Source organism: Embleya scabrispora DSM 41855 (assembly GCF_000372745.1).
Lineage (GTDB): Bacteria > Actinomycetota > Actinomycetes > Streptomycetales > Streptomycetaceae > Embleya > Embleya scabrispora.
Map to the genome: position 1 here is coordinate 1 of NZ_KB889742.1, position 24,472 is coordinate 24,472.

Sequence of the window (24,472 nt, forward strand, 5' to 3'; positions counted from 1 at the left end):
GAGGTGGACGCCCGCAAGGCGGGCGTGGGTCCGGACGACATCGGCGACATCATCTTCACCTCCGGTACCACCGGCCGGCCCAAGGGTGTGATGACCACCCAGGCGCAGACGTTGCGCGTGTTCGACACGTGGGCGTCGGTGGTCGGTGTCGTCGAGGGCGACAGGTACCTGATCGTCAGCCCGTTCTTCCNNACCTTCGGGTACAAGGCGGGGATCGTCGCGAGCCTGATCAAGGGGGCCACGATGATTCCGCAGGCGGTCTTCGACACCGACGCCGTGATGGCGGTGATCCAGCAGGAGAGGGTCACCGTGCTGCCGGGCGCGCCGACGGTCTACACGTCGCTCCTGGACGCGGTGGCGCGTGAGGGGGCCGGCGGGTACGACCTGTCCTCGTTGCGGCTCGCGGTCACCGGGGCGGCGGCGGTGCCGTTGTCCCTGGTCACCCGGATGGCGCGGGAACTGGGCTTCGACTCGGTGCTCACCGCGTACGGGCTGACGGAGTCGTGCGGTACGGCCACCATGTGCCGGCAGGGCGACTCGGCCGAGGTCGTCTCGTCCACCTCGGGGCGGGCCATCCCGGGGGTGGAGGTGGTCACCGTGGACGGGGACGGGAAGCCGACCGCCGTGGGCGAGTCCGGCGAGGTGTGGGTGCGTGGGTACAACGTGATGAAGGGCTATTTCGAGGACCCGGAGGAGACCGCCGGGGCGATCGACGCGGACGGCTGGCTGCACACGGGCGACGTGGGCGTGTTGGACGGGCACGGCAACCTGAGGATCACCGACCGGATCAAGGACATGTTCATCGTCGGGGGCTTCAACGCCTACCCGGCGGAGATCGAGTCGGTGCTCGCGGGGCACCCGGCGATCTCGGAGGCGGCGGTGGTGGGTGTGCCGGACGCGCGGATGGGCGAGGTGGGCAGGGCGTACCTGCTGCTGCGGCCGGGGGCGGAGGTCACGGCCGAGGAGGTCATCGCGTTCTGCCGGCGGGAGATGGCGAACTACAAGGTGCCTCGGGCGGTCGAGTTCGTCACCGAGTTGCCGCGGAATCCGGGCGGCAAGGTGTTGAAGTTCGAGCTCCGGGCGCGGGCCGCGGAGGAGGCGGCGCGTCGTTGACGCGGAGCGGCTCTTGGCCTCATGCGCACGGGTGCCGGGCCGGTTCGCCTCATGCGCCGGCGGGGCCGAGTGGCCTCAAGCGCCGGCCGGGCTGGATTTGCCCGGCCTTGGGACGAGGTGCCGGTCGGGCTGTGAACAGCCCGGCCGGCGTTTGAGGCCGAGCCCGGCCGACCGCTATTTGCCCTCGAAGTCTGGTGCGCGGCGGGCTGCCTTGGCCGCGTAGCCTGCCGTCGAGTCTTCGGAGACCAGGGTCAGGGCCGCGGACATCGCGGTCAGGCCCAGGGCCGTGTCGAGGTTGGCGTCGGCGAAGGTGTCGATGCTGCGTTTGATGCCCTGGACGGCCAGGGGGGCGTTGGCGGCGATTTCCTCGGCCAGGGCGCGGGCGGTGCGGTCCAGGTCGGCCACGGGCACCACCTCCTGGACCAGGTTCAGGCGCTCGGCCAGGGCCGCGTCGATCCGGCGGCCGGTCAGCGACAGCAGCTTGGCCCAGCCCGCGCCCGCCTCCCGGGCGATCCGGATGTCGCCGCCCGCGTCCACCGCGACGCCGATCTGTGCCTCGGGCAGCGCGAACCTGGCATCGTCGGCCGCGATCCGGATGTCCGCCATCAGCGCGAGCTCGAAGCCGAAGCCCAGGCAGTAGCCCTGCACGGCGGCGACCACGGGCTGCGGCAGCCGGGCGAAGACGCGAAAGCGCTCGTGTACCCAGCGCAGGCCCTCGTAGTAGTTGCGGGTGCGCTCTGCGCCGGAGCGGCCGGTGATCGCGCCGCCGGGTGCGGTGACGTCGATGCCCGCGCAGAACGCTCGCCCCTCGGCTCGCAGCAGCACCACCCGGACCCGCTCGTCGAAGCGGATCCGGTCGGCCATGATGCCCAACTGCCGGGTCGCCTCCCAGCTCCACGCGTTCAGCTTGTCCGGTCGACACAGCGTCAGCACCGCGATGCCGGTGGCCTCCTCGACCTCCAGCCGCATCCGCACCTCGGCCTCGTCGATGCTTGGGTCGGTGGTGTTGATCACGGTCCGGTTCCTCCAGGAGCGGTACTTCGGCCTTGTCTGACGACCCGTTAGATCGGAGTATGTGACACGCGTTCGCCACAGTCCAACGATCTCCCTCGATCCCTCGGAGGCACTTTCATGGCCGCGATCCTGCCCCCGGGCACCCTGCACGTCGGCATGCAGCTGCCCATCCAGTCGCAGAGCAAGCTGTACGCGGAGGCGTGGGAGGAGACCTCGGGACCGGACGAGCTGGCCGCGATCGCGCAGGCATGCGACCGGGCCGGCTTCGCGTACATCGCGGTCTGCGACCACACCGCGATCCCGCGCAGCCATGCCGGCGCGATGGGGACCGAGTGGTGGGACACGATGACCACGCTCGGCTGGCTCGCGGGCATCACCGAGCGGATCCGACTGATCAGTCACGTGTCGGTTCTCGCCTACCGGCACCCGATGATGTCGGCCAAGGCGTTCGCCACGCTGGACCGGATCTCCAAGGGCCGGGCGATCGTCGGCGCCGGCGCGGGACACGTCGAGGCCGAGTTCGAGATGCTCGGGGTGGACTTCAAGACCCGGGGCAAGGCGCTCAACGAGGCATTGGAACTGCTCGACCTCGCGCTGCGGGACGAGTACGTGACCTTCGCGGGCGAGCGCTGGCAGGTCAGCGACATGGGCGCGCTGCCGCGTCCGGTGCAGACCCCCCGTCCGCCGATCTGGATCGGCGGCTCGGCGGGCGCGGCGCTCAAGCGGGTGGCCAAGTACGGCGACGGCTGGCTGCCGCAGGGCAGCCCGCGCGCGACCTACCCTGATCAGCTGGCCGAACTGCTGCGCTACCAGGAGGAGTTCGGCCGCGCCGAGGAGCGCCTGGACATCGGCGCGATCACCGAGATGCTCTATGTCGGCGAGGCGGGCTGGGACGTCGGCGCGAACACCCTCAGCGGCAGCCCGGACAAGCTCGCCGAGTCGCTGCGCTGGTACGGCGAGCAGGGTGCGAACCAGATCCAGGTCCGCTTCCGCAGCCGCGACCTGGCCGAGCTGCTCGACCAGATCGCACGGTTCGCCGCCGAGGTCGCGCCGCAGCTCTCCTGACCGCGACGCCGCGCGCCGGCGCGCCGGGCACACCTCGCACGATGCTCTGACGCTCCATCAGTCTCCGTTCTCGGAAGGGAAGTTCGCATGGGCAAGCTGGACGGCAGGGTGGTCCTGATCACCGGCGCGGCACGTGGTCAGGGGGTTGTGGAGGCCCGCCTGTTCGCGGCCGAGGGGGCGCGGGTCGTACTGGCCGACATCCTCGACGAGGCGGGTGAGGCGGCGGCGAAGGAGATCGGCGACGCGGCCCGCTACGTACACCTGGACGTGTCGGACGAGGACGACTGGCAGCGCGCGGTGCAAGCCGCCGTCGGCGCGTTCGGCAGGCTCGACGGGCTGGTCAACAACGCCGGAATCCTGGCCTTCGACCCGATCGAGGAGATGTCCCGGGCGGCATATCTGCGGATCGTCGAGGTGAACCAGCTCGGCACGTTCCTGGGCATGAAGACCGCACTGCCCGCGATCCGTGCGGCAGGCGGCCCGGGCACGATCGTCAACATCGCGTCCTACGCGGGCCTGGCCGGCATGGAGGGCCTGGTCGCCTACGCCTCCACCAAGGGCGCGGTGCTCGCGATGACCCGCGTGGCCGCGCTGGAGGCCGGACCGGGGATTCGGGTCAACGCGATCTGTCCGGGCGGCGTCCGTACGCCGATGACCAACCCGGGCGACATCGACGGCCTGACCGCACCGACCCCGGCGCCGGGTGAGCCGGACCCGGTGAGTGAGGTGTTCGGCGGCATACCTTTGGCCCGGATCGGCGAGCCGGACGAGATCGCGACCGCCGCGCTGTTCCTGACGAGTGGCGACAGTTCGTACATGACGGGCACCCACATCGTCGTCGACGGCGGTTGGATGGCGGGTGTGAAGCTCTTCTGAGTACCCGTGGGCCTTCGCGGGCCGCCTCGATCCGCCATCGAGATATGCCGCTGTGGCATGACTCGGGTGAGCCCCGTCTCATCCCGCGCGGACCCCTGGCGACCTCGTACATCTGACGTACCATCAGTTTCGTGGGTGGGCGGGGCCGGGCATGCGCGGGCATGCGGTCGGCCGCGCTCGCGGGCAACACCGAGGGCAGAAGGAGCTTCGCCATGCTGGACCACGTCATCACCGGAGCCACCGTCGTCGACGGGACGGGCGCGCCGTCCTTCCTGGGAGACGTGGGCATCAGGGACGGGCGGATCGTCGCCGTCACCCCCGCCGGCGGCATAACCGAAGAGGCGGCGAGCACCGAGAACGCCGAGGGCCTGGTTCTGGCACCCGGGTTCGTCGACCCGCACACCCACTACGACGCCCAGCTGCACTGGGACCCGTACGCCACGCCCTCGGTCAACCACGGCGTGACCACGATCATCGGCGGCAACTGCGGCTTCACGCTCGCGCCGCTCAAGGCCGAGGACGCCGACTACACCCGGCGGATGATGGCCAAGGTCGAGGGAATGGCGCTGCCCGCGCTGGAGAACGGCGTGGACTGGAGCTGGGAGACCTTCGCCCAGTACCTGGACAAGCTGGAGGGCCGGATCGCGGTGAACGCCGGCTTCATGGCCGGGCACTGCGCGATCCGCCGCTACGTGATGGGCGCCGACTCGGTCGGCAAGGAGGCATCGCCCGAGCAGGTCGCGGCGATGGTGGTCGAGCTGGGCAAGGCGATGGAGGCCGGAGCGCTCGGCTTCTCCACCGGTCAGTCCAACCACACCGACGGGGACGGCAACCCGGTCCCGTCCCGGGCCGCGACGCCGGCCGAGATCCTGGCGCTGTGCGAGGAGGTCGGCAAGCACGAGGGCACCCAGCTGGAGGTCATCGTCGCCGGCTGTCTGGACAAGTTCTCGGATGAGGAAATCGACCTGCTGGTCAAGATGACCACGACGGCCGGTCGGCCGATGAACTGGAACGTGCTCACCGTCGACGCCGCCGCGCCCGACCGCGCGCCGCGCCAGATCCACGCGTCGGAGAAGGCCAAGGAGGCGGGCGGGCGGATCGTCATCCTGACCATGCCGGTCCTGGTCCCGATGAACATGTCCTTCCTGACCTACTGCGCGCTCAACCTGATCCCGGGCTGGGGCCCGATCCTGTCGCTGCCGGTGCCCGAGCGCATCGCCAAGCTGCGCGACGCCGACGTGCGCGCGGAGATGCTGCGCAACGCGGACAGCCCCGAGGCGGGCGTCTTCCGCCGGCTCGCCGACTTCGGCCGCTACGTGATCGGTGACACCTACTCCGAGGCCAACGAGGGCCTGTCCGGCCGAGTGGTCGCGGACATCGCCAAGGAGCGCGGCCAGGACGACTTCTGGACGCTCGTGGAGATCTGCATCAACGACGACCTGCGCACGGTGTTGTGGCCGATGCCCACCGACAACGACCAGGCGTCGTGGGACCTGCGGCAGCAGGTGTGGGACAACGAGCACGTGATCCTGGGCGGGTCGGACGCCGGCGCGCACCTGGACCGGATGTGCGGTGCCACCTACACCACCCGCTTCCTGGGCGACATGCTGCGCGGCCGCAAGCTGGTCTCGCTCGAGCGCGCGGTGCAGATGCTCACCACCGAGCCGGCCGAACTGTTCGGCCTCAAGGACCGCGGCCGGATCGCCGAGGGCTTCCACGCCGACCTGGTGTTGTTCGACCCGGCCACCGTCGGCTCCGGCCCGGCCCGGCTGATGCACGACCTGCCCGGCGACAGCCCGCGACTGACCAGCGAATCCACCGGCGTGGTCAGCGTCCGGGTCAACGGCGTGGAGACCATCCGCGACGGGCAGACCACCGGCGCCGCCAACGGCACGCTGCTGCGCTCCGGCAAGGACACGGTCACCGTCTCGGTCTGACCCACCAGGAACTCGGCGGCGTACGGGGGTCCTCCCGTACGCCGCCGCTCCACGTCCGGGGCGGCGGATCGGGCGGGAGCGCCTACGACACGACGAGGTCGGCGGGGTCGAGTTCGACCGGGAAGGGGTCCTCGATTCGGACAGTGGTGCCGGCGGGGAGCCGTCGGGTCAGTCGGTACTCCCCATCGGCATCGAGCGTGTAGGCGAACAGCACCGGCAGCCGCTCGACCCCGAGCCCGCGGAACCGTGCCGTTTCCAGACGCCAGAAGTGGGGGATGCCGGCGGCGGCGTATTTGGCGGGCTTGAGGGTGCGGTCGGTGGTCGTGGTGGACGGAGAAACGATCTCGACGACCAGGTGTACCTGCGAAGGATCGGGCATCTTGGCATCGTCGGCGAAGGCCGTGAGATCGACGACCAACAGGTCGGGGATCAGGGCCGTGCGGTCCCCCATGGGGATGCCGGTCGCAGTCACCGGAATGAGCCCTGCTGGGGCGGCATCCGTCAGGATCCGGGCAAGTCGATCCCCGGCGAGCTGATGGCCCATGGATGGCGGCGGGCTCATGAGCACGCTCCCGTCGACGAGTTCGTACCGGCTGCCGTCCGGCGCGTCCTCGTTGAGAGCGATCCATTCGTCCACAGTCCAGGGCTGGACGTGCGACTGCGCGGGGAGAGCCGCCATTCGTAGCACCGCCTTCGTGTCGCCCCGACCTGCCCCGATTGTGACACTCTCCACGACCACCGGCACGGTCCTTGTCTGGTCCGAACAATCCAACGACCGAGTCGGTCGAAGGTCACCCGAATGGCGCAGCCTCGGGTTCACCGACCGTGTCCGTCGCAGCCGCCCGCCGGCCACGTGACGTGCGACACGAGTCGCAATGCCCTGGATCGAGCGCGCCTACCCTTGGTCTGTTCGGGGGACGACGTCGCGTCGGCTCCCGTTTGTCGGTTGGTCGGAGCGTACGAGGTGCGGTCGGCCCGCCGATTCAGCCCGAGCAACAGCGACGACAGCGAGGTGTCGCATGACCCCGACCCGCAACGAGGGACGTCCCACCGAGAGTTCGATGCGGCGGGCGCTGCGGCGAGCCCGAGACGGGGTCATGCTCGACGTCTCGGAAGCGGCCGTGCTCCTGCACGCGCGCGACACGGACCTGACCGATCTGAGTCGATCGGCCGCGCGCGTACGCGATGCCGGGCTGGAGGCGGTCGGCCGCACCGGGGTGATCACCTACAGCCGAAAGGTGTTCATCCCGCTGACCAGACTGTGTCGCGACCGATGCAACTACTGCACCTTCGTCACCGTCCCCGGCAAGCTCAGGCGCGAGGGCCACGGGATGTTCCTCAGCCCCGACGAGGTGCTCGGGATCGCCCGCGAGGGCGCCGCGCTCGGTTGCAAGGAAGCCCTGTTCACGCTCGGCGACCGGCCCGAGGACCGCTGGCCGGAGGCGCGCGAATGGCTGGACGCGCACGGGTACGACGACACGCTCGCGTATGTGCGGGCGATGTCGATCCGGGTGCTGGAGGAGACCGGTCTGCTGCCGCATCTCAACCCCGGGGTGCTGTCCTGGACCGACTTCCAACGGCTCAAGCCGGTCAGCGCGTCGATGGGGATGATGCTGGAGACCACCGCGACCCGGCTGTGGTCCGAGCCCGGCGGCCCGCACCACGGCTCGCCGGACAAGGAACCGGCCGTGCGGCTGCGGGTGCTGGAGGACGCCGGGCGCTCGAACGTCCCGTTCACCACCGGCCTGTTGATCGGCATCGGCGAGAACATGACCGAGCGGGCCGAGTCGATCTTCGCGATGCGCAAGGTCGCCCGGCAGTACGGCTCGATCCAGGAAGTCATCCTGCAGAACTTCCGGGCCAAGCCGGACACCGCGATGCGCTCGACACCGGACGCCGATCTGGTCGAGTTGGCCGCCGCGATCGCCGTCTCCCGGATCGTGCTGGGACCCAAGATCCGGGTGCAGGCCCCGCCGAACCTGATCGGCGAGGAGTACGCGCTGATGATCGCGGCGGGCATCGACGACTGGGGCGGCGTCTCGCCGCTCACTCCCGATCACGTCAACCCCGAACTCGCCTGGCCACAGATCGAGTTGCTCGCGGCGCGGACCGCCGAGGCGGGCTTCACGCTGCGCGAGCGGCTCAACGTCTACCCCGAGGTGATCCAGCGCGGCGAGCCGTGGGTGGACCCGCGGGTGCTGCCGCACGTGCGCGCGCTGTCCGATCCGGAGACCGGGCTCGCGATCGAGGGCAAGTGCCCCGAGGGGCTGCCCTGGCAGGATCCCGAGGACATCTTCGCCGCCGCGACCGGCCGCACCGACCTGCACGTGAGCATCGACACCACCGGCCGCACCACCGACCGCCGAGACGACTTCGACAACGTGTACGGCGACTGGGAGTCGTTGCGCGAACAGGTCGCCGACGGCGCCACGGGATCGGTGGTCCGGCTCGACTCGGACGTCAGGGCGGCGCTCGGCCAAGCCGCCGCCGACCCGACCCGACTGACCGACGACCAGGCCCTCGCGCTGTTCCACTGCGATGGCGTCGCGATGGATGAACTCGCCCGAATAGCCGATGACTTGCGTCGTGCGGTGAACGGCGACGAGATCACCTACATCGTCAACCGGAACATCAACTTCACCAACGTCTGCTACACCGGCTGCCGCTTCTGCGCGTTCGCCCAGCGGCGCACCGACGCGGACGCGTACACGCTCTCCCTGGACCAGGTGGGCGAGCGGGCCGAACAGGCCTGGGCGGTCGGCGCGACCGAGGTGTGCATGCAGGGCGGCATCCACCCGGACCTGCCCGGCACCGCGTACTTCGACATCGCGCGCGAGGTCAAGAAGCGCGTACCGGACATGCACGTGCACGCGTTCTCGCCGATGGAGGTGGTCAACGGCGCGACCCGGACCGGGATGTCCATCCGCGACTGGCTGACCGCCGCCAAGGAGGCGGGCCTGGACACCATCCCCGGGACCGCCGCCGAGATCCTCGACGACGACGTGCGCTGGATCCTGACCAAGGGCAAGCTGCCCGCCGCGACCTGGGTCGAGGTGGTCAAGACCGCGCACGAGCTGGGCATCCGCAGCTCGTCGACGATGATGTACGGCCACGTGGACACGCCCTCGCACTGGCTGGGCCACCTGCGTCTGCTCGGCCGTATCCAGGAGGAGACGGGCGGCTTCACCGAGTTCGTCACGCTGCCGTTCGTGCACACCAACGCGCCCGTCTACCTGGCCGGCATCGCCCGCCCGGGGCCGACGCTGCGGGACAACCGGGCCGTGCACGCGATGGCCCGGATCCTGCTGCACGGCAGAATCGACAACATCCAGACCAGCTGGGTCAAGCTCGGCGTCGAGGGCACCAACCTGATGCTCGAAGGCGGCGCGAACGACATGGGCGGCACGCTCATGGAGGAGACCATCTCCAGGATGGCGGGCGCCGACAACGGCTCCAAGAAGTCGATCGCCGAACTGGAGGCGATGGCCGCCTCGCTCGGCAGGCGCGCCCGCCAGCGCACGACCACCTACGGCGAGGTGAGCGCCGAGCGTCAGGAGGTGGCCCGTCGCCACGACGCCGAGGTCGAGAAGATCATGCTCCCGATCCTGACCAACTGAGCACGCGGGCCCCGGGACGGCACGCCGCCCCGGGGCCCGCGCACGGACGAGATCGGCCGATCGGGCCCGCTCCCGCCGCGCCGGCCGGGAACACCCGCACCGGCGCCGCACCGGGCACGACCGACCCCCGACCACACGATGTAGGACGCGTGTACGACCCCTGGGTGACCCGCCGCCGGTACGCTGCGGTGGGGTGTCGGGGGAGGGAGAACACACATGGCCGCACTGTGGTCCAGAGACCGGTTGCAGGACTTTCGGGCACGGGTACGGGGGTGCCTGGTCGGTGGCGCGATCGGTGACGCGCTCGGCGCGGGCATCGAGTTCCTCAGTCTCGCGGAGATCCGCGCACAACACGGCGCCGACGGCGTCGTGGGGTATGTGACGGCGTATCACCGGCACGGCGCGATCACCGACGACACGCAGATGACGTTGTTCACGGTGGAGGGCCTGATCCGCGCGCACGTGCGGCGCGACACCGGGGCCTGGCATCCGCCGACCGACCTGCACGGCGCGTATCTGCGCTGGAAGGCGACGCAGAGCGAGTGGGGGCCGGACGAGCGCAAGGACGAGGGCTGGCTGGTCCGCGAGGAGTGGCTGTACAGCTCGCGTGCGCCCGGGTCCGCCTGTCTGCGCGGCCTGGAGGACGAAAGCGTGATGGGCACGCTGGAGCGGCCCAAGAACCCCGATTCCAAGGGCTGCGGGGCGGTGATGCGCTCGGCGCCGTTCGGCCTGCTGGTCGGCTGGCGGCCCGAGCTGGTTTTCCAACTCGCGCTGGAATGCGCGGTGCTGACGCACGGTCACCCCACCGGCTACCTCTCGGCGGGCGCGTTCGCGGTGATCGTGCACGCGGTCATGCAGGGTGCCCCGCTGGAGGAGGGCGTGCGGGTGGCGCTGGATCTGGTCAAGGCCCGCCCAGAGCACACCGAGACGGCGAGCGCGATCGAGGCGGCGCTGGCCGCGGTGCGCGCCGGGGTGCCGTCGGCGGAGCGGGTGGAGGCGCTGGGCCAGGGCTGGACGGCCGAGGAGGCCCTGTCGATCGGGCTGTACTGCGCGCTGGTGGCCCCGGACATGCGCACCGGGCTGCTGCTCGCGGTCAATCACGGTGGTGACAGCGACTCGACCGGGTCGATCTGCGGCAACCTGCTGGGCGCGATGCACGGCGACACCGTGCTGCCCGCCGACCTGGTCGCCGAGTTGGAGGGCCGCGGCGCGATCCTGGAGTTGGCCGACGACTTCGCGATGGAGATGACGCAGGGCACCACGCTGCACGGCCCCGAGGCCGGCGAGACCTCCTGGGTCAAGCGCTATCCGGCCAACTGAGGCTCGGCCGCCCCGACTTCGAGGCGGCCGGAGCTCTCGGCGATCAGGGTCGGCGGTGGTCCACCCACGCGCCGCAGGCCATTACCGCGCGTACTCGCAGTGCGTCGTCGAGCACCACCAGGTCGGCCCGCTTGCCCGGCTCCAGGGTGCCGACCCGATCGGCGATGCCCAGTGCCCGGGCGGGAGTCGCGGACAGCGAGCGGACCACATCGGCGATCGGCAGACCGCCCGCGACGCCGTTGCGCAGCGCCCGGTCCAGCGTCAGCGTGCTGCCCGCGATCGAGTCGCCGTCGGCCAGCCGGGCCACGCCGTCGACCACGTCCACGGTCATCACGCCCAGTGGATACACGCCGTCCGGCATGCCCGCGGCGCCCATCGCATCGGTGATGAACGCGACCCGGTCCGGGCCCGCGCTCGCGTACGCCAGGTTGACGACACTGGAGTGCAGGTGCACGCCGTCGTTGATCAACTCGACCACCGCGTCGCTGTCCTGGAGCAGGGCGGTGACCGGTCCCGGCTCGCGGTGGTGCACGCTGCGCATCGCGTTGAACAGGTGGGTTGCCACACTCGCGCCCGCGGCCAGCGCCGCGCGCGTCTCGCGGTGGGTGCCGTCGGTGTGCCCCACCGCGGCGATCACCCCCTCGTCGGCCAGTCGGCGTACCAACTCGATGCCGCCGGGCAGTTCGGGGGCCAGCGTGAGCATCCGGATGGCGCCGCTGCCCGCCTTCAGCAACGCGGTGACCTCGTCCCGGTCGGGCGCGCGCAACTGGGTCGGATCGTGTGCGCCACAGCGGGCCGCGCTCAGGTACGGGCCCTCCAGGTGCAGTCCGGCCAGTCGGCCGTCGTGCACGAGCGGGGCCAGCTCGGACACGATCCGCAGCAGCTCCGCCGGGGACGCGGTGACCAGACTCGCCACCGTGGTCGTGGTGCCGTGCGAGCGATGGAATTCGGCCACCCGCACCGCCTCGTCCGGATCGCCGGAGGTGTACGAACCGCCGCCGCCCCCGTGTACGTGCATGTCCACGAAGCCCGGCACGATCCAGCCGCCCGCGACGTCGACCACCGGCTCGGGACCGGCCGGCAGGCCCGGGCCGGCGAAGGCGATCCGGTCACCGACCACGCCCACCGAAGCGCCCTCGACCACCCCGGAGGGCAGCACCACTCGCGCATTGCCGAGCACCGTCACCCGCGCACCTCCAAGGTGTCCCACGCGATCAGGCCGGCGCCTCGGCAGCCGGCCTCGTCCCCGAGCGCCGCGGTCACCAGCGGCGGCACGTGTTGGACCACGGCGCGCTCGGCGAGCAACGTCCGCAAGGGGTTGAACAGCTGTTCCCCGGCGAGCGAGAGCCCGCCGCCGATCACCAGCAACTTCGGGTCGTACAGCGCGAGACCGGTGAGCAGGCCGTCCGCGAACGCGGACAGACCCTGGCCCCACACGGCCGCCGCGACCGTGTCGCCGGCCGCCACCCGGGCCACCACCTGGGCCGCGCTCAGCGGCGGGTCGTCGCCCGGCGCGGCCTCCGCGAACGCGTGCGCGATGGCGGGTCCGGAGAAGTGCGCCTCCAGACAGCCGACCGCCCCGCACGTACATCTGCCGCCGCCCGGACGCACGGTGATGTGGCCGATCTCGCCCGCCTGTCCGTGCGCGCCCGGGTAGGGGCGCCCGCCCAGCACGAGTACCGAGGCGAGCCCGGTGCCGATCGCCACGAACAGGAAGTTGTCGCAGTCGCGTCCCGCGCCGAGCCGGCCCTCGGCCAGCGCGCCGGTGCGCACGTCGTGGCTCAAAGCAGCCGGTAGGCCGAGCCGGTCCGCGATCAGCGAACGCAGCGGTACCTCGCGCCACTGGATGCTGGCCGACCACACCGCGACACCCGCCGGATCGTCCACGATCCCCGGCACCACGACGCCCGCCGCCCGCGGCACGCCGCCGAGTTCGACCGCGCGCTCGCGCAGCGCGGCGGCGAAGTCGACGATGCCCGCGACCACCGCGTTGGGGCCCGCGGTCCGGCCGGTGGGACGCCGCTCGCTGTAGACGAGGTTGCCGCCCGCGTCGACCACGCCGCCCTTGATGTCGGTGCCGCCGACATCGAGTGCGACGACGCAGTCCGCGCCGGACAGGTCGGACGGCGGGGTGTTCACGTGCGGCATCGGCGTCTCAAGTCTGGTAGGTGGGGCAGATTGTGAGCCCGAGGGCGGGTGGATCCGAGAATGCGCGTTTGTGCTCACTGGATAGCAGTTGAAAACATGAACATGCAACAGCATCGTCGAGTGAGCGGCGGTTCACGGAAGCCCCGATGCTCGACACGTGTGGGGCGCCCGCGAGGATGTCCCGAACGATCCGACACGAGTCGGCCGGGGCTGTCGGACAGGGCGGGAGGTCACGGGTGAGCCGTTACGAGCGGTGGGGTGCGCTCCTGGAGCTGCTGGCCAAGCACGGCCGGCTGGAGGTCGAGGACGTGGCCTCGGAGCTGGACGTCTCGCCCGCGACGATCCGCCGCGACCTGGATCAGCTCGCCCAGCAGCAGATGTTGACCCGCACCCGGGGCGGCGCGGTCGCGCACGCGGTCTCCTACGACCTGCCGCTGCGTTACAAGACCGCCCGGCACGCGTCCGAGAAGCAGCGCATCGCGCAGGCCGCCGCGGCGCTGGTCAAGCCGGGAGAGACGATCGGGCTCAACGGCGGCACCACGATGACCGAGGTGGCCCGCGCCCTGGTGGCCCGGGCCGACCTGCACACCGAGGGCGACTCGAACGCGCAGGCGTTCACGATCGTCACCAACGCGCTCAACATCGCGGGCGAACTCGCCGTGCGCCGGCACGTGAAGATCGTGGTCACCGGGGGTGTGGCGCGCACCCAGTCCTACGAACTGATCGGCCCGTTGGCCACCGGCATCCTGCGCGAGGTGGCCCTGGACGTGGCGATCCTGGGCGTCGACGCGATCGATGTCGAGCACGGCGCGAGCGCCCACCACGAGGGCGAGGCGAGCATCAACCAGTTGATGGCCGCCGGCGCGGGCCGGGTGGTGGTGGCTGCGGACTCCTCCAAGCTCGGCCGTCGAGCGTTCGCCCGGATCTGCCCGCTGGATCGGATCGACGTACTGGTCACCGACACCGCGGCGACCGAGGAGACCGCGGCGGCCTTCGTCGACGCGGGCGTTCGGGTCATCCGGGTCTGAATCCGGCCCTGGCGCCCGACCCGCCCGGACCCCACGCGCCCGCCTTCCCGGCGGGCGCGTTCGCGCGTTCGGGGCATTCGCGTACTCGTTGATCAACCAACTCGATGGATCATTCGCGGGATCGAACCGGCACCCTCTGTGCCGGTTCTTCTCGATGCGCGCCCGCATGGGTAACGAATTACTCTGCAAACTTCCTCCAACCCTCCTCCGAATCCTCGGATTGGTGTAGACCTTTCTTCCGGCGAGGTGTTGACTGCCGACACGGCGAGTCCGCAAAATGCTCGATGCTGCTCAAGAGTTTTCTTCAAACCCGCGTTGCGAACAGTTTTGCGCAAGCATGTGCATGGGTTTAGTGCGACCAAACCCTCACCAACGGTCCTGTTTTCCCGAAGGCATGAAGGCGGTACTGCGATGAAGCGGCACCAGATGGCATTGGCGGCGACAGGACTGTCGGCCGCACTGCTTCTGTCAGCGTGTGGTGGCTCGGACGACAAGAAGGACGACGGCGACAAGGCGGCGCCCGGCGCCTCCGGCGCGGCGGGTGCGCCCAAGGACGGGACGATCAAGCTGGTCGTGGCCGACTACGGCAGCGGCGACGGCAGCATGCAGAAGTACTGGAACGGGGTGATCTCGAGTTTCAACGAGAAAAACCCCGGCATCAAGGTGAACCTGCAGGTCATCAACTGGGATGACATCGACAAGCAGGTCGCGACCATGATCCAGAACAACGACATGCCCGACCTTTTGCAGACCGGCGGTTATGCGGACAAGGTCGTCGACGACCTGCTCTACCCGGTCGACGACGTCATGTCGCCCGCCACCAAGGCCGATTTCGTGGATTCCTTCACGCCCGCCGCGACGGTCAAGGGGAAGCAGTACGGCATTCCCTTCACCTCCAGCACCCGGCAATTGATCTACAACACCGATCTGTTCACCAAGGCCGGAATCACCGACCCGCCCAAGACGTGGGACGAGCTCAAGGCCGCCGCGACCAAGCTCAAGGCCGCCGGCGTGGCGACGCCCTTCGGCCTGCCGCTGGGCAAGGAGGAGGCCCAGGGCGAGTTCATGAACTGGGCGCTGGGCAACGGTGGCGGCTACCAGACCAACGGCAAGTACACGGTCAACAGCGCGCAGAACGTCGAGGCGCTGAACTGGGTCAACGACAACCTGGTCAAGGGTGGTCTGACCGAGTCGAACCCCGGCACCAAGAACCGCAAGGACGTCTACACGGACTTCTACGGCGGCAGCGTCGGCATGGTGAACAGCAACCCCACCATGATCGCCACGCTGAAGAAGGACTACCCGAACCTCAAGTACGCGACCGCGCCGATCCCCGGCAAGGCGGGCCCGCTGAACGAGACCCTCGGGGTCTGCGACTGGATGATGGCGTTCAAGAAGAACGGCCACAAGGACCAGATCAAGGCGTTCCTGGACCACGCGTTCAGCACCGACCAGCAGATCAAGTTCCAGGAGCAGTACAGCTTCCCGCCGGTGACCAAGTCGGTGATGGCCAAGATGACGACCAACCCCGCCAACGCCGGTCTCAAGCCCTACATCGACCTGCTGCCCAAGGCGAAGTTCTACCCGTTGAACGACGTCGCGTGGGACGTGCTCTCGCCCAAGATCAAGGAACAGCTCGGTAGCGCGGTCTCCGGCAAGTCGCCCAAGGACGTGCTGGACCAGCTCCAGAAGGAAGCCGAAGCGGCGGTCGCGCAGCAGAAGAGCTGACGCACCACAGATACGTCCGAGCACCGAAGGAGGAGGACGGCCCCGTGGCCGAAACCGCCGTACGCAGAGCGCCTACCGTCGTCACCAGAGTCAAGAAGGCGCTGGCCCCGCTGCCGTGGATCGGCCCGGCCGTCCTCCTCATCGGTGTCGTGGTCCTGTGGCCCGTGGTCGTGATGGTCTGGAGCTCCTTCCAGCGCATCCGCCGCACCGGCATCGTGGTGGGATCCAACGGCACCGACAACTACAAGAAGTTGTTCGACGAGCCGGACTTCGTGGCCGTGCTGTGGAACACCGTGGTCTGGGTGCTGGTGGTCGTCGCCATCACCCTCGTGTTGTCGCTGTTCCTGGCCCAGCTGTTCAACCAGCACTTCCCCGGCCGGCGGTTCGCCCGCTGGGCGATGATCGTGCCGTGGGCGGCCTCGGTCTTCATGACCGCCGTCGTCTTCAAGTGGATGCTGCACGAGACCCACGGCGCGATCAACACGCTCATGGTCGACCTGCATCTGATGGACGCGGGCAAGGACTGGCTCGGCAGGCCCTCCACGGCGATGCCGTGGATGATGGCGGTCGCGGTCTTCGTCTCGCTGCCGTTCACCACGTACACGCTGCTCGCAGGGCTCCAGACGGTTCCCGGCGAGGTGTACGAGGCGGCCAAGATCGACGGCGCGTCCACGTGGCGCACCTACCTGTCGATCACGCTGCCGCTGCTCAAGCCCGCGATCCTGGTCGCGGTGGTGATCAACCTGATCAACGTCTTCAACTCGTTCCCGATCATCTGGGCGATGACCAACGGCGGTCCGGGCTACGAGACCGCGACGACCACGGTGTTCATGTACCAGCTCAAGGCGTCCGACATCGGGGAGAGCGCCGCGATGTCCGTGGCCAACTTCGCGATGATCATCATCCTGGTCGCGTTCTTCCTCGTTGTCAGCCGTAACAAGGAGACCGACCGATGAGCACGAGCACCGCCGCCGGCCGCAAGCCGGGCACCGGCGCCGCGAAGCAGCCCGCGGCCGCCTCGGGCGGCGGCACTTCTCCCGGACGCGGGAAGTCCGTACTCGGGGGCTCGAAGTACAGCCAAAAGCAGCTGTGGTTCGGTGCGCTCGCCTGGGTGATCGCGATCGTCTTCGTCCTGCCCTACGTCGAGATGGCGATCACCGCCCTGCGACCCAAGGACGAACTGACCAGCGACGGCTACGTGCCCTCGAAGTTCGAATGGGCCAACTTCGTCGACGTGTGGGACAAGTCCACGCTCGGCGACAACCTCAAGGTCTCGCTGCTGGTCGCCGGCATGTCCACGCTGCTCGTGCTGGTGGTCTCGCTGCCCGCGGCCTACTACACCGCGCGCAAGCGATTCCGCGGCCGGGGCGTCTTCCTGCTGCTCGTGCTGGTCACCCAGATGTTCCAGCCGACGTCACTGCTGGTCGGGCTGTACCGGGAGTTCTACATCCTGGATCTGCTCGACTCGTACTGGGCGCTCGTGCTCGTCAACGGCGCGTTCAACCTGGCCTTCTCGGTGTGGATCCTGACCGCCTACTTCAGCGCGATCCCGGTCGAGCTGGAAGAGGCCGCGATGATCGACGGTGCCTCCCGTCTCGGGGCACTGCGTCGGGTCACCCTGCCGCTGGCGATGCCCGGCATCGTCACGGCGGTGATCTTCACCTTCATCGCGGCGTGGAACGAGTTCACCGTCGCGCTGGTGCTGGTGACCACGCCGGACAAGCAACCGCTCACGGTCGGCATCAACAGCTTCCTCGGCGCCTACCGGGTCGAATGGCAGTACCTGTTCGCCGGTTCGGTGGTGGCGATCGTGCCCGTGGTGATCCTGTTCGCCTACATCGAGAAGCACGTCGTGTCGGGTCTGACGGCCGGGTCGGTCAAGTAGGTCCGGCCGACTCCGGGGAGCGCGAAGCCCACAGGTCTCGGGGCCTGTGGGCTTCGCCGCGTCCGCGTCCGGTGGCTACGGCAGGGTGATGTGGTACGCCTTGCGCAGCGTCTCGTGCACCGTCCACACCGTCTCGTCGCCCTCTTGGAGCACGCACGCGTCGCCCGGGCCGACCTCGATCGTCGCGCCGCCGCGGATCTCGATCGTGGCCCGACCGGAGACGACCACGAACAGCTCGTTGGCCTCGGTGTCGGTCACCACGCCCGGGGTGATCTGCCAGATGCCGCGAATCTGCCTGCCGTCCTCGGATTCCCACAGGACCTTGCCCGAGACCTCGGGCGTGCCGGAGACGATCTGAGCCGGGTCGAGCGGGTCGGCTTCGAGTTCGGCGGCGGGGATATGGACGGCAAAAGTAGACATGCGGCGGAGCATATAGGGCTCCGCGCAGATCCCCTCCCGCGGGTGATTCATGGGCTTTTCCGGCGAATCACCGTGCCGGTGCGGTGGCCCGTCGGCACGGGCGGGCACAATGCCGAAAGCGGGTCGACGGGCCCGGGCGAGGTACCGAAGGGGTGACCGATGGGCGAGGAACACGACGCGCGGCCCGAGTCGCCCGTGATTCCCGGGCAGGGCGCCGCGCCGCGTCCGCCCGAACCGGTTCCCGCGGGCGGGCTGTCCGACCGGGACCGGGACATCCTCGAATTCGAGCGTCAGTGGTGGAAGCACGCCGGCGCGAAGGAACGCGCCGTACGCGATCGTTTCGGCTTCTCCGCCACCCGCTACTTCCAGGTGCTGAACACCCTGCTCGACCGGCCGGAGGCCCTGGAGCACGACCCGATGCTGGTCCAGCGGCTGCGGCGACTGCGCGAGGCCCGGCAGCAGGCTCGGTCCACCGTGCGCCGTCCCGGGCACTGAGGGACGGCCCGGGGTGTTCTCGCGCCGCAGGGACGAGTACGAGGTCTTCGACGGCTTCGGGCGGTACGGCCTGATCTGGACCAACGAGGACCTCGAGGCCGAGGAACCCCGGGCGGACCCGGACCGCGCGGCACCCGGGCGCGATGCGATCGGCGGGCCGCGCCCCCGAGCCGAACCCGCACGGGAGCACCCGCGACGCGGCCTGATCCCGACGGCCGCGCTGCTGGCGATCTGCCTCGTGGCCGGCGTGCTCGCGATCGGCCGGGGCGAGCCCGCCTCCCGGGTGGCCGCGGACCGCGCCCGGTACACGTCCGGGCCCGCGCCGGCCCACCCGGTGCCGCCCGCCCAGGCGCCCGCGCCGCCGCGGGGCGCGAACGGCAAGGTGGTGCTGCTCGACCAGAGCAAGGTGCCCGCGCTGGCGAAGCGCATGGCCCGACGGCTGGAGGCGGCGGGCTGGGAGGTGACCGGGACGGACGTGTTCCGCGGTTCGGTCCCGGCCACCACCGTCTACCACCCCGCCGGGCAGGAGAAGCAGGCCCGTGCGCTGGCCGCCGCGCTGCCCGGGATCGACCGGATCAAGCCGACCTTCGGCGGCATCCCGCAGCGTCGACTCACCGTGATCGTGGTCGACGACCAGGTGGTCCCGCTGGCCGATCGTCTGCTCGGTTCGCTGACCACTGGGTAGGTTGGACGGCATGACCACGAACCGGTCCACGCTGCCCGAACCCATCACGCCGGCCGGGCGAGCGGGCCTTGCCGCGTTGCTCGGTGAGCCGGCCCGAGCCGTCGTCGCCCTCGATTTCGACGGCACACTGGCTCCGATCGTCGACCGCCCGGATCAGGCGCGCGCGGACACGCGTGCGGTGACCGCGCTGTCCCGGCTGACCCCGCACCTGGCCGCGGTGGTGATCGTGACCGGTCGTCCGGCCGCGGTCGCCGTCGAGTACGGCCGCTTTCGCGGCGTGCCCGGCCTCGAACGCCTCGTCGTGCTCGGCCACTACGGCCTGGAGCGCTGGGACGCGGCGACCGGCCGGGTCAGCGCGCCGGAGCCGCCGCGCGGGGTGCACGAGGTGCGCTTGGCGCTGCCCGGCCTGCTCCAGGCGATCGACCTGTGGAACGACACCTGGGTCGAGGACAAGGGCAGCGCACTCGCCGTGCACACCCGCCGCGCGCCGGACCCGGACGCGGCCCTCGCGCTGCTGCGCGACCCGCTCGACGAGCTGGCGGCGCGGCACGACCTGGCCGTCGAGCCCGGCCGCTACGTGCTCGAACTGCGTCCGCGCGGGATGGACAAGGGCCGGGCGTTGACCGGCTTCCTCAAGGAGACGCAGGCCGGCTCGGTCCTGTTCGCGGGCGACGACCTCGGCGACATCGCCGCGTTCGAAGCCGTCGAGGAGGTGCGCGACCAGGGCACCGCCGGCCTCACCGTGTGCAGCGGCTCGGCCGAGGTGCACGCCCTCGCCGAACGCGCCGACCTGGTCGTCGCCGGCCCCGACGGCGTCGCCGACCTGCTCACCGCCCTCGCCGACCACGTCGAATCGGCCGGATAGGTCCGGTTCGACGGACCCGACGGGACCTGCCGCCGGGCACCGTCCGCGCACCCGGCCGCCGGTTGGCCCGTACGTACGCGCGCACGGTCAGGACGCGCCGGCGATCCCCGAACCTCCCGCGCACGGTTCGGGGATCGCCGCCGCGACCGCGAAGCGTGCCCGCGGGTCCAGCAGCAACGCGGCCATCGCGCCCGCCGGTTGCGCCGTCTCCACCCGCAGGTCGGGCTCCACCCGGATGCCGTGCTCGGCCAGCGCGACCCGTGCACTCGGGTACCGGTCCGGCGTCAGTCGATACGCGCACGGCATCGGCGCGACCGCGCCGCGGCCCGCCGGGACGTTGTCGGCGCCGTCGAAGTACACCGCCGCGGCGCCGCGCGCGGCCCGCTCCCGGGACGTGCGCACCGCCGCCGTGATCGCGTCGCCGCGCTCGGCGGCCATCCGCAGCGTGGCCCGCGCGGCCACCAGGTGCGCGGCCACCCGCCGCCGGCCCAACAGGCCCGGATCCGCGCGCTCCAGCGCCGAGACGGGTCGCGCACCGACCTCGACCAGCACCGCCACCGCGTGGTCCAGCGCGGCCGCGTTGCGCAACAGTCGCTCGTCCCCGTCGCCACCGAGCCGTCGACCGGTGGTGTCCTCGCCGTAGACGCCCGCCGCCCAGCCCGCCGCGGGCAGCGCCGTACCGATCCGATCGCGCGCCAACTCGATCGCCAGGGACCGTAGTTCGGGCGCCACATTGAGATTGCGCGGCCACAGGTACAGGGTCGGCGTGGCAGCCGTGCCGGTCGGCTCGGTGAACTCGTGCAGGTCGTGCACGATGTGCGGGCGTGCCTCGCGCAGCACCCGGCGGATCGCCCGCGCCTCGGGCGAACTCACCGCCACGTGATCCCGGTTGAGGTCCAACCCCTCGGCGGTCGCACGGGTACCCGCCGCCGCCCCGTCCGGATTCGGCGTGGCCAGCACCAGTACGGTGACGCGCTCCAGCAGCCGACGTCCCGCGGGTGAGCGGTCGGCGGCCAGGTCGCGGACCAGCTTCAGGCACGCCTCCCGGCCGGCCGGCTCGTCGCCGTGCTGGCCGCAGACGAACAACACCCGGACCGGCTCGGACACCGACCGCGCGCCGGCCACGGTGATCAGCTCCAGGGCCCGGCCGCGAGCGCTCGTGCCGACCCGGGTCACGTCGACCCGCGCGGCCCCCCACCCGGCCCGCTCCGGGCCCGGCGCCGCCGCGACCAGGTCGCGCAGGTAGTCCCGCTCCTCGGCCGGGGTCGTCCAGGCGGTGCCGCCGCGCCGCTCGAACCCGGTCGGCACCCGCCCGCCGCGCCCGCCACCCGCCGGGGTCGGCGCGAGCGCGACCCCGGCCACCAGCGCCATCGCGAGCACCGCCCGCGTCGCCCACGCCCTCATCCCCGAACCACCCTCCCCTTGTTCTCACCATGACCGCCGCATCGCGACTGCCGCCGCGCCCGCCGCACCGCGCCCGCTCCACTACGCCCGCCCCACCGCGCCGCTGCACCACGCCTGCCGCACCGCGTCCGCCCGGCCCGTCGGGCGTCCGCGCCCGCCCGTTCCGCGCCGGCAACCGAGCATGGCCCGGCGAAGGGAGTTGATGGCAGAGGCGGACTGGCCTAGGCTCGCTGATTCCGCTGTCCCACCCAGTGCAGTGATCGGGAATCGTCCTCGGCGCCCGGCACCGGTGGGCCGCGCGGGCCACCGCCTTCGGGCACTCGGCCCGCGCCCTCCGCAGGGGCGCACCAGGACGTGGCATGGCACACGGCCGGGCTCCGAATTCTCGCCGCCACGAACCGGAGAGCCATGTCCGCGCCTGCCACCACCGGCCCCGCCCTGCCCACTTCCGACGCGCTCGCCGTCGAACGCGCCTACCTGGACGCCTCCCGCGCCGCACTGCGCCGGATGCGCGAGGAGACCGAGGCGCTCGACCTGCGCGACGTCGGCGCCACCGCCGTCGCCAACGAGACCGCCCAGCACCTGATCGCCAAGCGCATCGCCGCACTGGCCGACCACGCCGGCTCACCACTGTTCTTCGGCCGGGTCGACGGCCGATTCGCCGACGGCGTCGAGGGCGCCGAACCGGCCGAGGTGAGCGCCGACCCGAACAAGCCCGTCGAATCCTTCTGGATCGGCCGCCGGCACGTACACGACGAACTCGGCGACCCGATGGTGGTGGACTGGCGCGCGCCGCTGTCCCGCGCGTTCTACCGGGCCAACCGGGCCGATCCGCTCGGTGTCGAATTGCGCCGCCGCTTCGGCTGGACGGCCGGCGAGCTGACCGCGTTCGAGGACGAGCACCTGACCGACCCGGACGAGGTCGACACCGCCAGCGGCATCCTCGCGGCGGAGATCGAGCGCCCGCGCGTGGGCCCGATGCGCGACATCGTGGCGACCATCCAGCCCGAGCAGGACGAGATCGTGCGTTCCGACCTGGGCCACACGCTGTGCGTGCAGGGCGCGCCCGGCACCGGCAAGACCGCCGTCGGCCTGCACCGGGTGGCCTGGCTGCTGTACGCCTACCGGGACCGCCTCGCCCGCAGCGGCACCCTGGTGGTCGGCCCGAACCGCTCCTTCCTCGACTACATCCAGCAGGTGCTGCCCGCCCTCGGCGAGATCGAGGTCGGTCAGACCACCGTCGAGGACCTGGTCACCCGCACCTCCAAGATCAAGGTCCGGGCGCTGGACGAGGCGGTGTCCGGCACGATCAAGGGCGACGCGCGGATGGCCGAGGTGCTGCGCCGCGCGGTGTGGTCGGGACTGAGCGCGCCGACGGAGTCGGTGGCCGTGGTCCGCGACTCGCGCACCTGGCGGCTCGCGGTGTACGAGGTCGAGGAACTGGTCGCCGCGCTGCGCACACGCGACGTGCGCTACGGCGCGGCCCGCGACATGCTTCGGCAGCGCATCGCACACGCGCTGCTGACCAAGATGGAGGAGCGCGGCGAGTCCCCGGACGACCGGGTCCAGGACGCGGTCGCGCGCAGCCGGCCGGTCAAGGCGGCGGTGGACGCGATGTGGCCGGCGGTGGACCCGCTCAAGCTGGTGTTCCGGCTGCTGGGCGACGCCGACTTCCGGGCCGCGTGCGCGGACGGCGTGCTGAGCGCCGAGGAACAGGCCGCGATCGGCTGGGCCACGCCGCCGCGCGGGGTGGGATCCGCGCGCTGGACCGTGGCCGACGCGGTGCTCGTGGACGAGACCACCGACCTGCTCTACCGCACCGGCGGCTACGGGCATGTGGTGATCGACGAGGCGCAGGACCTGTCCCCGATGCAGTTGCGCGCGGTGGGCAGGCGCTGCTCCACCGGCTCGGCGACGGTGCTCGGCGACATCGCGCAGGGCACCACGCCGTGGGCCACCCCCGGTTGGCAGCAGACGCTGCATCACCTGGGACACGAGGGGGCCAGGATCGAGGAGTTGACCCGGGGCTTCCGGGTGCCGCTGCAGATCCTGGAGTTCGCCAGTCGGTTGTTGCCGCTGATCGCGCCGGGCCTGGCACCCGCGTCCTCGGTTCGCCAGGCGGCGGGCGCACTGGAACTGCGCCCGGTCGCGGCCGACGAACTGGCCGCGCGATCAGCCGAGGCGGCCGCCGAACTGCTCGACCACGAGGGCTCGATCGGCCTGATCTGCGCCGACGCGCGGGTGTCCGAGGTGGCCGCCGCACTGCGCGCGGACGGTGTCGCGCACCGGGTGCTGGGTGCGGACGGCGACGCCGAGCAGGCTCGGATCAGCGTGGTGCCCGCGTCCCTGGCCAAGGGACTGGAGTTCGACCACGTCGCGGTCGCCGAACCGGCCGAGATCGTCGACGCCGAGGCCCAGGGGCTGCGCCGGCTCTACGTGGTCCTCACCCGCGCGGTGTCCGGACTGATCGTGCTGCACGCGCGCCCCCTCCCGGTGCCCCCCGCCGCCCCCTAGGCGCGTCAGCGCCCCCGCCCTCGGCCGCCCCCAGCGATCGACGCGCGAAGCGCGGAGAGCGGCGGAGCCGCAAANCTTGGACGGTGTGACCCGGAGCGAAGCGGAGGGACACACCGTCCCGAGCGAGGGGCCGCCTTTTTCTCGGAGGAGCGAAGCGGGGGAGAGAAAAAGGCGGCCCCTCGCGAGCCGGCGCCGAAGGCGCCCAATAAGGCGCGTGCGATCCACATCCGATACGGGTGAACCGCGTGTGTCGGACCGGTTGGTGGTCGGCTTCGCTCGCTCGTTCTGCCATGCTGGCCGGGTGGAACGCATCCAGGAGTCCGCGACCGTGACGCTGCGGGACCAGTGGGCCCGGCTC

General features: G+C 71.1%; 20 protein-coding genes. 14 read left to right on the forward strand and 6 right to left on the reverse strand.

Going from position 1 to position 24,472, the window contains the following annotated elements; all coding sequences use genetic code 11:
* Nucleotides 1-1,113 (forward strand): AMP-binding protein (locus tag A3IC_RS0150555; RefSeq protein WP_020549508.1); only part of this gene is annotated, 1,113 nt, incomplete at its 5' end.
* A gap of 174 nt (nt 1,114-1,287) precedes the next feature.
* On the opposite strand, the gene A3IC_RS61305 is transcribed toward A3IC_RS0150555, so the two are convergent.
* Nucleotides 1,288-2,127, reverse strand: a complete 840-nt coding sequence (locus A3IC_RS61305) for an enoyl-CoA hydratase/isomerase family protein (protein WP_020557685.1) — start codon at nt 2,125-2,127, stop codon at nt 1,288-1,290.
* A 117-nt stretch (nt 2,128-2,244) separates the two neighbouring features.
* On the opposite strand from A3IC_RS61305, the gene A3IC_RS0150565 reads away from it, so the two are divergent.
* The 3 genes from A3IC_RS0150565 to A3IC_RS0150575 all read left to right on the forward strand — a co-directional run bounded on the left by A3IC_RS0150565 (nt 2,245) and on the right by A3IC_RS0150575 (nt 6,005).
* On the forward strand, nt 2,245-3,192 hold the full coding sequence (locus A3IC_RS0150565) for a TIGR03619 family F420-dependent LLM class oxidoreductase (protein ID WP_020557686.1): 948 nt from the start codon (nt 2,245-2,247) through the stop codon (nt 3,190-3,192).
* Nucleotides 3,193-3,279: 87 nt separating this feature from the next.
* Nucleotides 3,280-4,068, forward strand: a complete 789-nt coding sequence (locus tag A3IC_RS0150570) for a glucose 1-dehydrogenase (RefSeq protein ID WP_020557687.1) — start codon at nt 3,280-3,282, stop codon at nt 4,066-4,068.
* A gap of 161 nt (nt 4,069-4,229) precedes the next feature.
* The gene (locus A3IC_RS0150575; protein ID WP_020557688.1) at nt 4,230-6,005 is read left to right on the forward strand and encodes an N-acyl-D-amino-acid deacylase family protein; all 1,776 of its coding nucleotides are present in this window, start codon (nt 4,230-4,232) and stop codon (nt 6,003-6,005) included.
* Between the two features lie 82 nt (nt 6,006-6,087).
* Here A3IC_RS0150575 and A3IC_RS0150580 read toward each other — a convergent pair whose 3' ends face one another.
* Entirely contained in the window at nt 6,088-6,750 is a 663-nt protein-coding gene (locus A3IC_RS0150580; protein ID WP_158696455.1) for a Uma2 family endonuclease, read from the reverse strand.
* A gap of 274 nt (nt 6,751-7,024) precedes the next feature.
* On the opposite strand from A3IC_RS0150580, the gene A3IC_RS0150585 reads away from it, so the two are divergent.
* Together A3IC_RS0150585 and A3IC_RS0150590 are read left to right on the forward strand one after the other, a co-directional pair.
* A complete protein-coding gene (locus A3IC_RS0150585; RefSeq protein ID WP_026219699.1) occupies nt 7,025-9,622 on the forward strand; it encodes a bifunctional FO biosynthesis protein CofGH in 2,598 nt (865 codons plus the stop codon).
* Nucleotides 9,623-9,838: 216 nt separating this feature from the next.
* Nucleotides 9,839-10,942: an ADP-ribosylglycohydrolase family protein gene (locus tag A3IC_RS0150590; protein WP_020557691.1), complete on the forward strand. Its 1,104-nt coding sequence runs from the start codon at nt 9,839-9,841 to the stop codon at nt 10,940-10,942.
* Between the two features lie 43 nt (nt 10,943-10,985).
* On the opposite strand, the gene nagA is transcribed toward A3IC_RS0150590, so the two are convergent.
* Nucleotides 10,986-12,128: an N-acetylglucosamine-6-phosphate deacetylase gene (gene nagA, locus A3IC_RS0150595; RefSeq protein ID WP_020557692.1), complete on the reverse strand. Its 1,143-nt coding sequence runs from the start codon at nt 12,126-12,128 to the stop codon at nt 10,986-10,988.
* On the reverse strand, nt 12,125-13,081 hold the full coding sequence (locus tag A3IC_RS72275) for an ROK family protein (protein ID WP_020557693.1): 957 nt from the start codon (nt 13,079-13,081) through the stop codon (nt 12,125-12,127). The genes nagA and A3IC_RS72275 overlap by 4 nt, the downstream gene beginning before the upstream one ends.
* 245 nt (nt 13,082-13,326) lie before the next feature.
* Between A3IC_RS72275 and A3IC_RS0150605 the strand changes: the two genes are divergently transcribed.
* The 4 genes from A3IC_RS0150605 (at nt 13,327) to A3IC_RS0150620 (ending at nt 17,731) form a co-directional block, all read left to right on the forward strand.
* Nucleotides 13,327-14,118: a DeoR/GlpR family DNA-binding transcription regulator gene (locus A3IC_RS0150605; protein ID WP_020557694.1), complete on the forward strand. Its 792-nt coding sequence runs from the start codon at nt 13,327-13,329 to the stop codon at nt 14,116-14,118.
* A 411-nt stretch (nt 14,119-14,529) separates the two neighbouring features.
* Nucleotides 14,530-15,846 (forward strand): extracellular solute-binding protein, encoded by a 1,317-nt coding sequence (locus tag A3IC_RS0150610; RefSeq protein WP_020557695.1) that lies wholly within the window; start codon nt 14,530-14,532, stop codon nt 15,844-15,846.
* Between the two features lie 44 nt (nt 15,847-15,890).
* The gene (locus tag A3IC_RS0150615; protein ID WP_020557696.1) at nt 15,891-16,802 is read left to right on the forward strand and encodes a carbohydrate ABC transporter permease; all 912 of its coding nucleotides are present in this window, start codon (nt 15,891-15,893) and stop codon (nt 16,800-16,802) included.
* The gene (locus A3IC_RS0150620) at nt 16,799-17,731 is read left to right on the forward strand and encodes a carbohydrate ABC transporter permease (protein ID WP_020557697.1); all 933 of its coding nucleotides are present in this window, start codon (nt 16,799-16,801) and stop codon (nt 17,729-17,731) included. The genes A3IC_RS0150615 and A3IC_RS0150620 overlap by 4 nt, the downstream gene beginning before the upstream one ends.
* 75 nt (nt 17,732-17,806) lie before the next feature.
* Here A3IC_RS0150620 and A3IC_RS0150625 read toward each other — a convergent pair whose 3' ends face one another.
* Complete coding sequence (locus tag A3IC_RS0150625; protein ID WP_020557698.1) at nt 17,807-18,151, reverse strand: cupin domain-containing protein; 345 nt, start codon at nt 18,149-18,151, stop codon at nt 17,807-17,809.
* A 159-nt stretch (nt 18,152-18,310) separates the two neighbouring features.
* On the opposite strand from A3IC_RS0150625, the gene A3IC_RS0150630 reads away from it, so the two are divergent.
* Genes A3IC_RS0150630 through otsB form a run of 3 tightly spaced genes read left to right on the forward strand, consistent with a single transcriptional unit; the run spans nt 18,311 to nt 20,196 of the window.
* Nucleotides 18,311-18,646 carry a DUF3263 domain-containing protein gene (locus tag A3IC_RS0150630; protein WP_020557699.1) on the forward strand — a complete coding sequence of 112 codons (336 nt, stop codon included), beginning with the start codon at nt 18,311-18,313 and terminating at the stop codon, nt 18,644-18,646.
* Nucleotides 18,647-18,659: 13 nt separating this feature from the next.
* The gene (locus A3IC_RS0150635) at nt 18,660-19,331 is read left to right on the forward strand and encodes a LytR C-terminal domain-containing protein (RefSeq protein WP_020557700.1); all 672 of its coding nucleotides are present in this window, start codon (nt 18,660-18,662) and stop codon (nt 19,329-19,331) included.
* A gap of 10 nt (nt 19,332-19,341) precedes the next feature.
* Nucleotides 19,342-20,196 carry a trehalose-phosphatase gene (gene otsB, locus A3IC_RS0150640; protein WP_020557701.1) on the forward strand — a complete coding sequence of 285 codons (855 nt, stop codon included), beginning with the start codon at nt 19,342-19,344 and terminating at the stop codon, nt 20,194-20,196.
* Between the two features lie 87 nt (nt 20,197-20,283).
* Here the strand turns inward: otsB and A3IC_RS0150645 are convergent, their stop codons facing one another.
* Nucleotides 20,284-21,600 carry a M14 family zinc carboxypeptidase gene (locus A3IC_RS0150645; protein ID WP_020557702.1) on the reverse strand — a complete coding sequence of 439 codons (1,317 nt, stop codon included), beginning with the start codon at nt 21,598-21,600 and terminating at the stop codon, nt 20,284-20,286.
* A 408-nt stretch (nt 21,601-22,008) separates the two neighbouring features.
* On the opposite strand from A3IC_RS0150645, the gene A3IC_RS0150650 reads away from it, so the two are divergent.
* Nucleotides 22,009-24,114 carry a HelD family protein gene (locus tag A3IC_RS0150650; RefSeq protein WP_020557703.1) on the forward strand — a complete coding sequence of 702 codons (2,106 nt, stop codon included), beginning with the start codon at nt 22,009-22,011 and terminating at the stop codon, nt 24,112-24,114.
* The last annotated feature ends 358 nt before the right edge of the window (nt 24,115-24,472 follow it).

Bases quoted from the DNA above. Each gene is read 5' to 3' on its own strand.
- A3IC_RS0150570 (WP_020557687.1), top strand. From the start codon at position 3,280: ATGGGCAAGCTGGACGGCAGGGTGGTCCTGATCACCGGCGCGGCACGT.
- A3IC_RS0150645 (WP_020557702.1), bottom strand. From the start codon at position 21,600: ATGAGGGCGTGGGCGACGCGGGCGGTGCTCGCGATGGCGCTGGTGGCC.
- A3IC_RS0150625 (WP_020557698.1), bottom strand. From the start codon at position 18,151: ATGTCTACTTTTGCCGTCCATATCCCCGCCGCCGAACTCGAAGCCGAC.
- otsB (WP_020557701.1), top strand. From the start codon at position 19,342: ATGACCACGAACCGGTCCACGCTGCCCGAACCCATCACGCCGGCCGGG.
- A3IC_RS0150590 (WP_020557691.1), top strand. From the start codon at position 9,839: ATGGCCGCACTGTGGTCCAGAGACCGGTTGCAGGACTTTCGGGCACGG.
- A3IC_RS0150565 (WP_020557686.1), top strand. From the start codon at position 2,245: ATGGCCGCGATCCTGCCCCCGGGCACCCTGCACGTCGGCATGCAGCTG.
- A3IC_RS0150620 (WP_020557697.1), top strand. From the start codon at position 16,799: ATGAGCACGAGCACCGCCGCCGGCCGCAAGCCGGGCACCGGCGCCGCG.
- A3IC_RS0150610 (WP_020557695.1), top strand. From the start codon at position 14,530: ATGAAGCGGCACCAGATGGCATTGGCGGCGACAGGACTGTCGGCCGCA.
- A3IC_RS0150575 (WP_020557688.1), top strand. From the start codon at position 4,230: ATGCGGTCGGCCGCGCTCGCGGGCAACACCGAGGGCAGAAGGAGCTTC.
- A3IC_RS0150650 (WP_020557703.1), top strand. From the start codon at position 22,009: ATGTCCGCGCCTGCCACCACCGGCCCCGCCCTGCCCACTTCCGACGCG.
- A3IC_RS0150585 (WP_026219699.1), top strand. From the start codon at position 7,025: ATGACCCCGACCCGCAACGAGGGACGTCCCACCGAGAGTTCGATGCGG.
- A3IC_RS0150630 (WP_020557699.1), top strand. From the start codon at position 18,311: ATGGGCGAGGAACACGACGCGCGGCCCGAGTCGCCCGTGATTCCCGGG.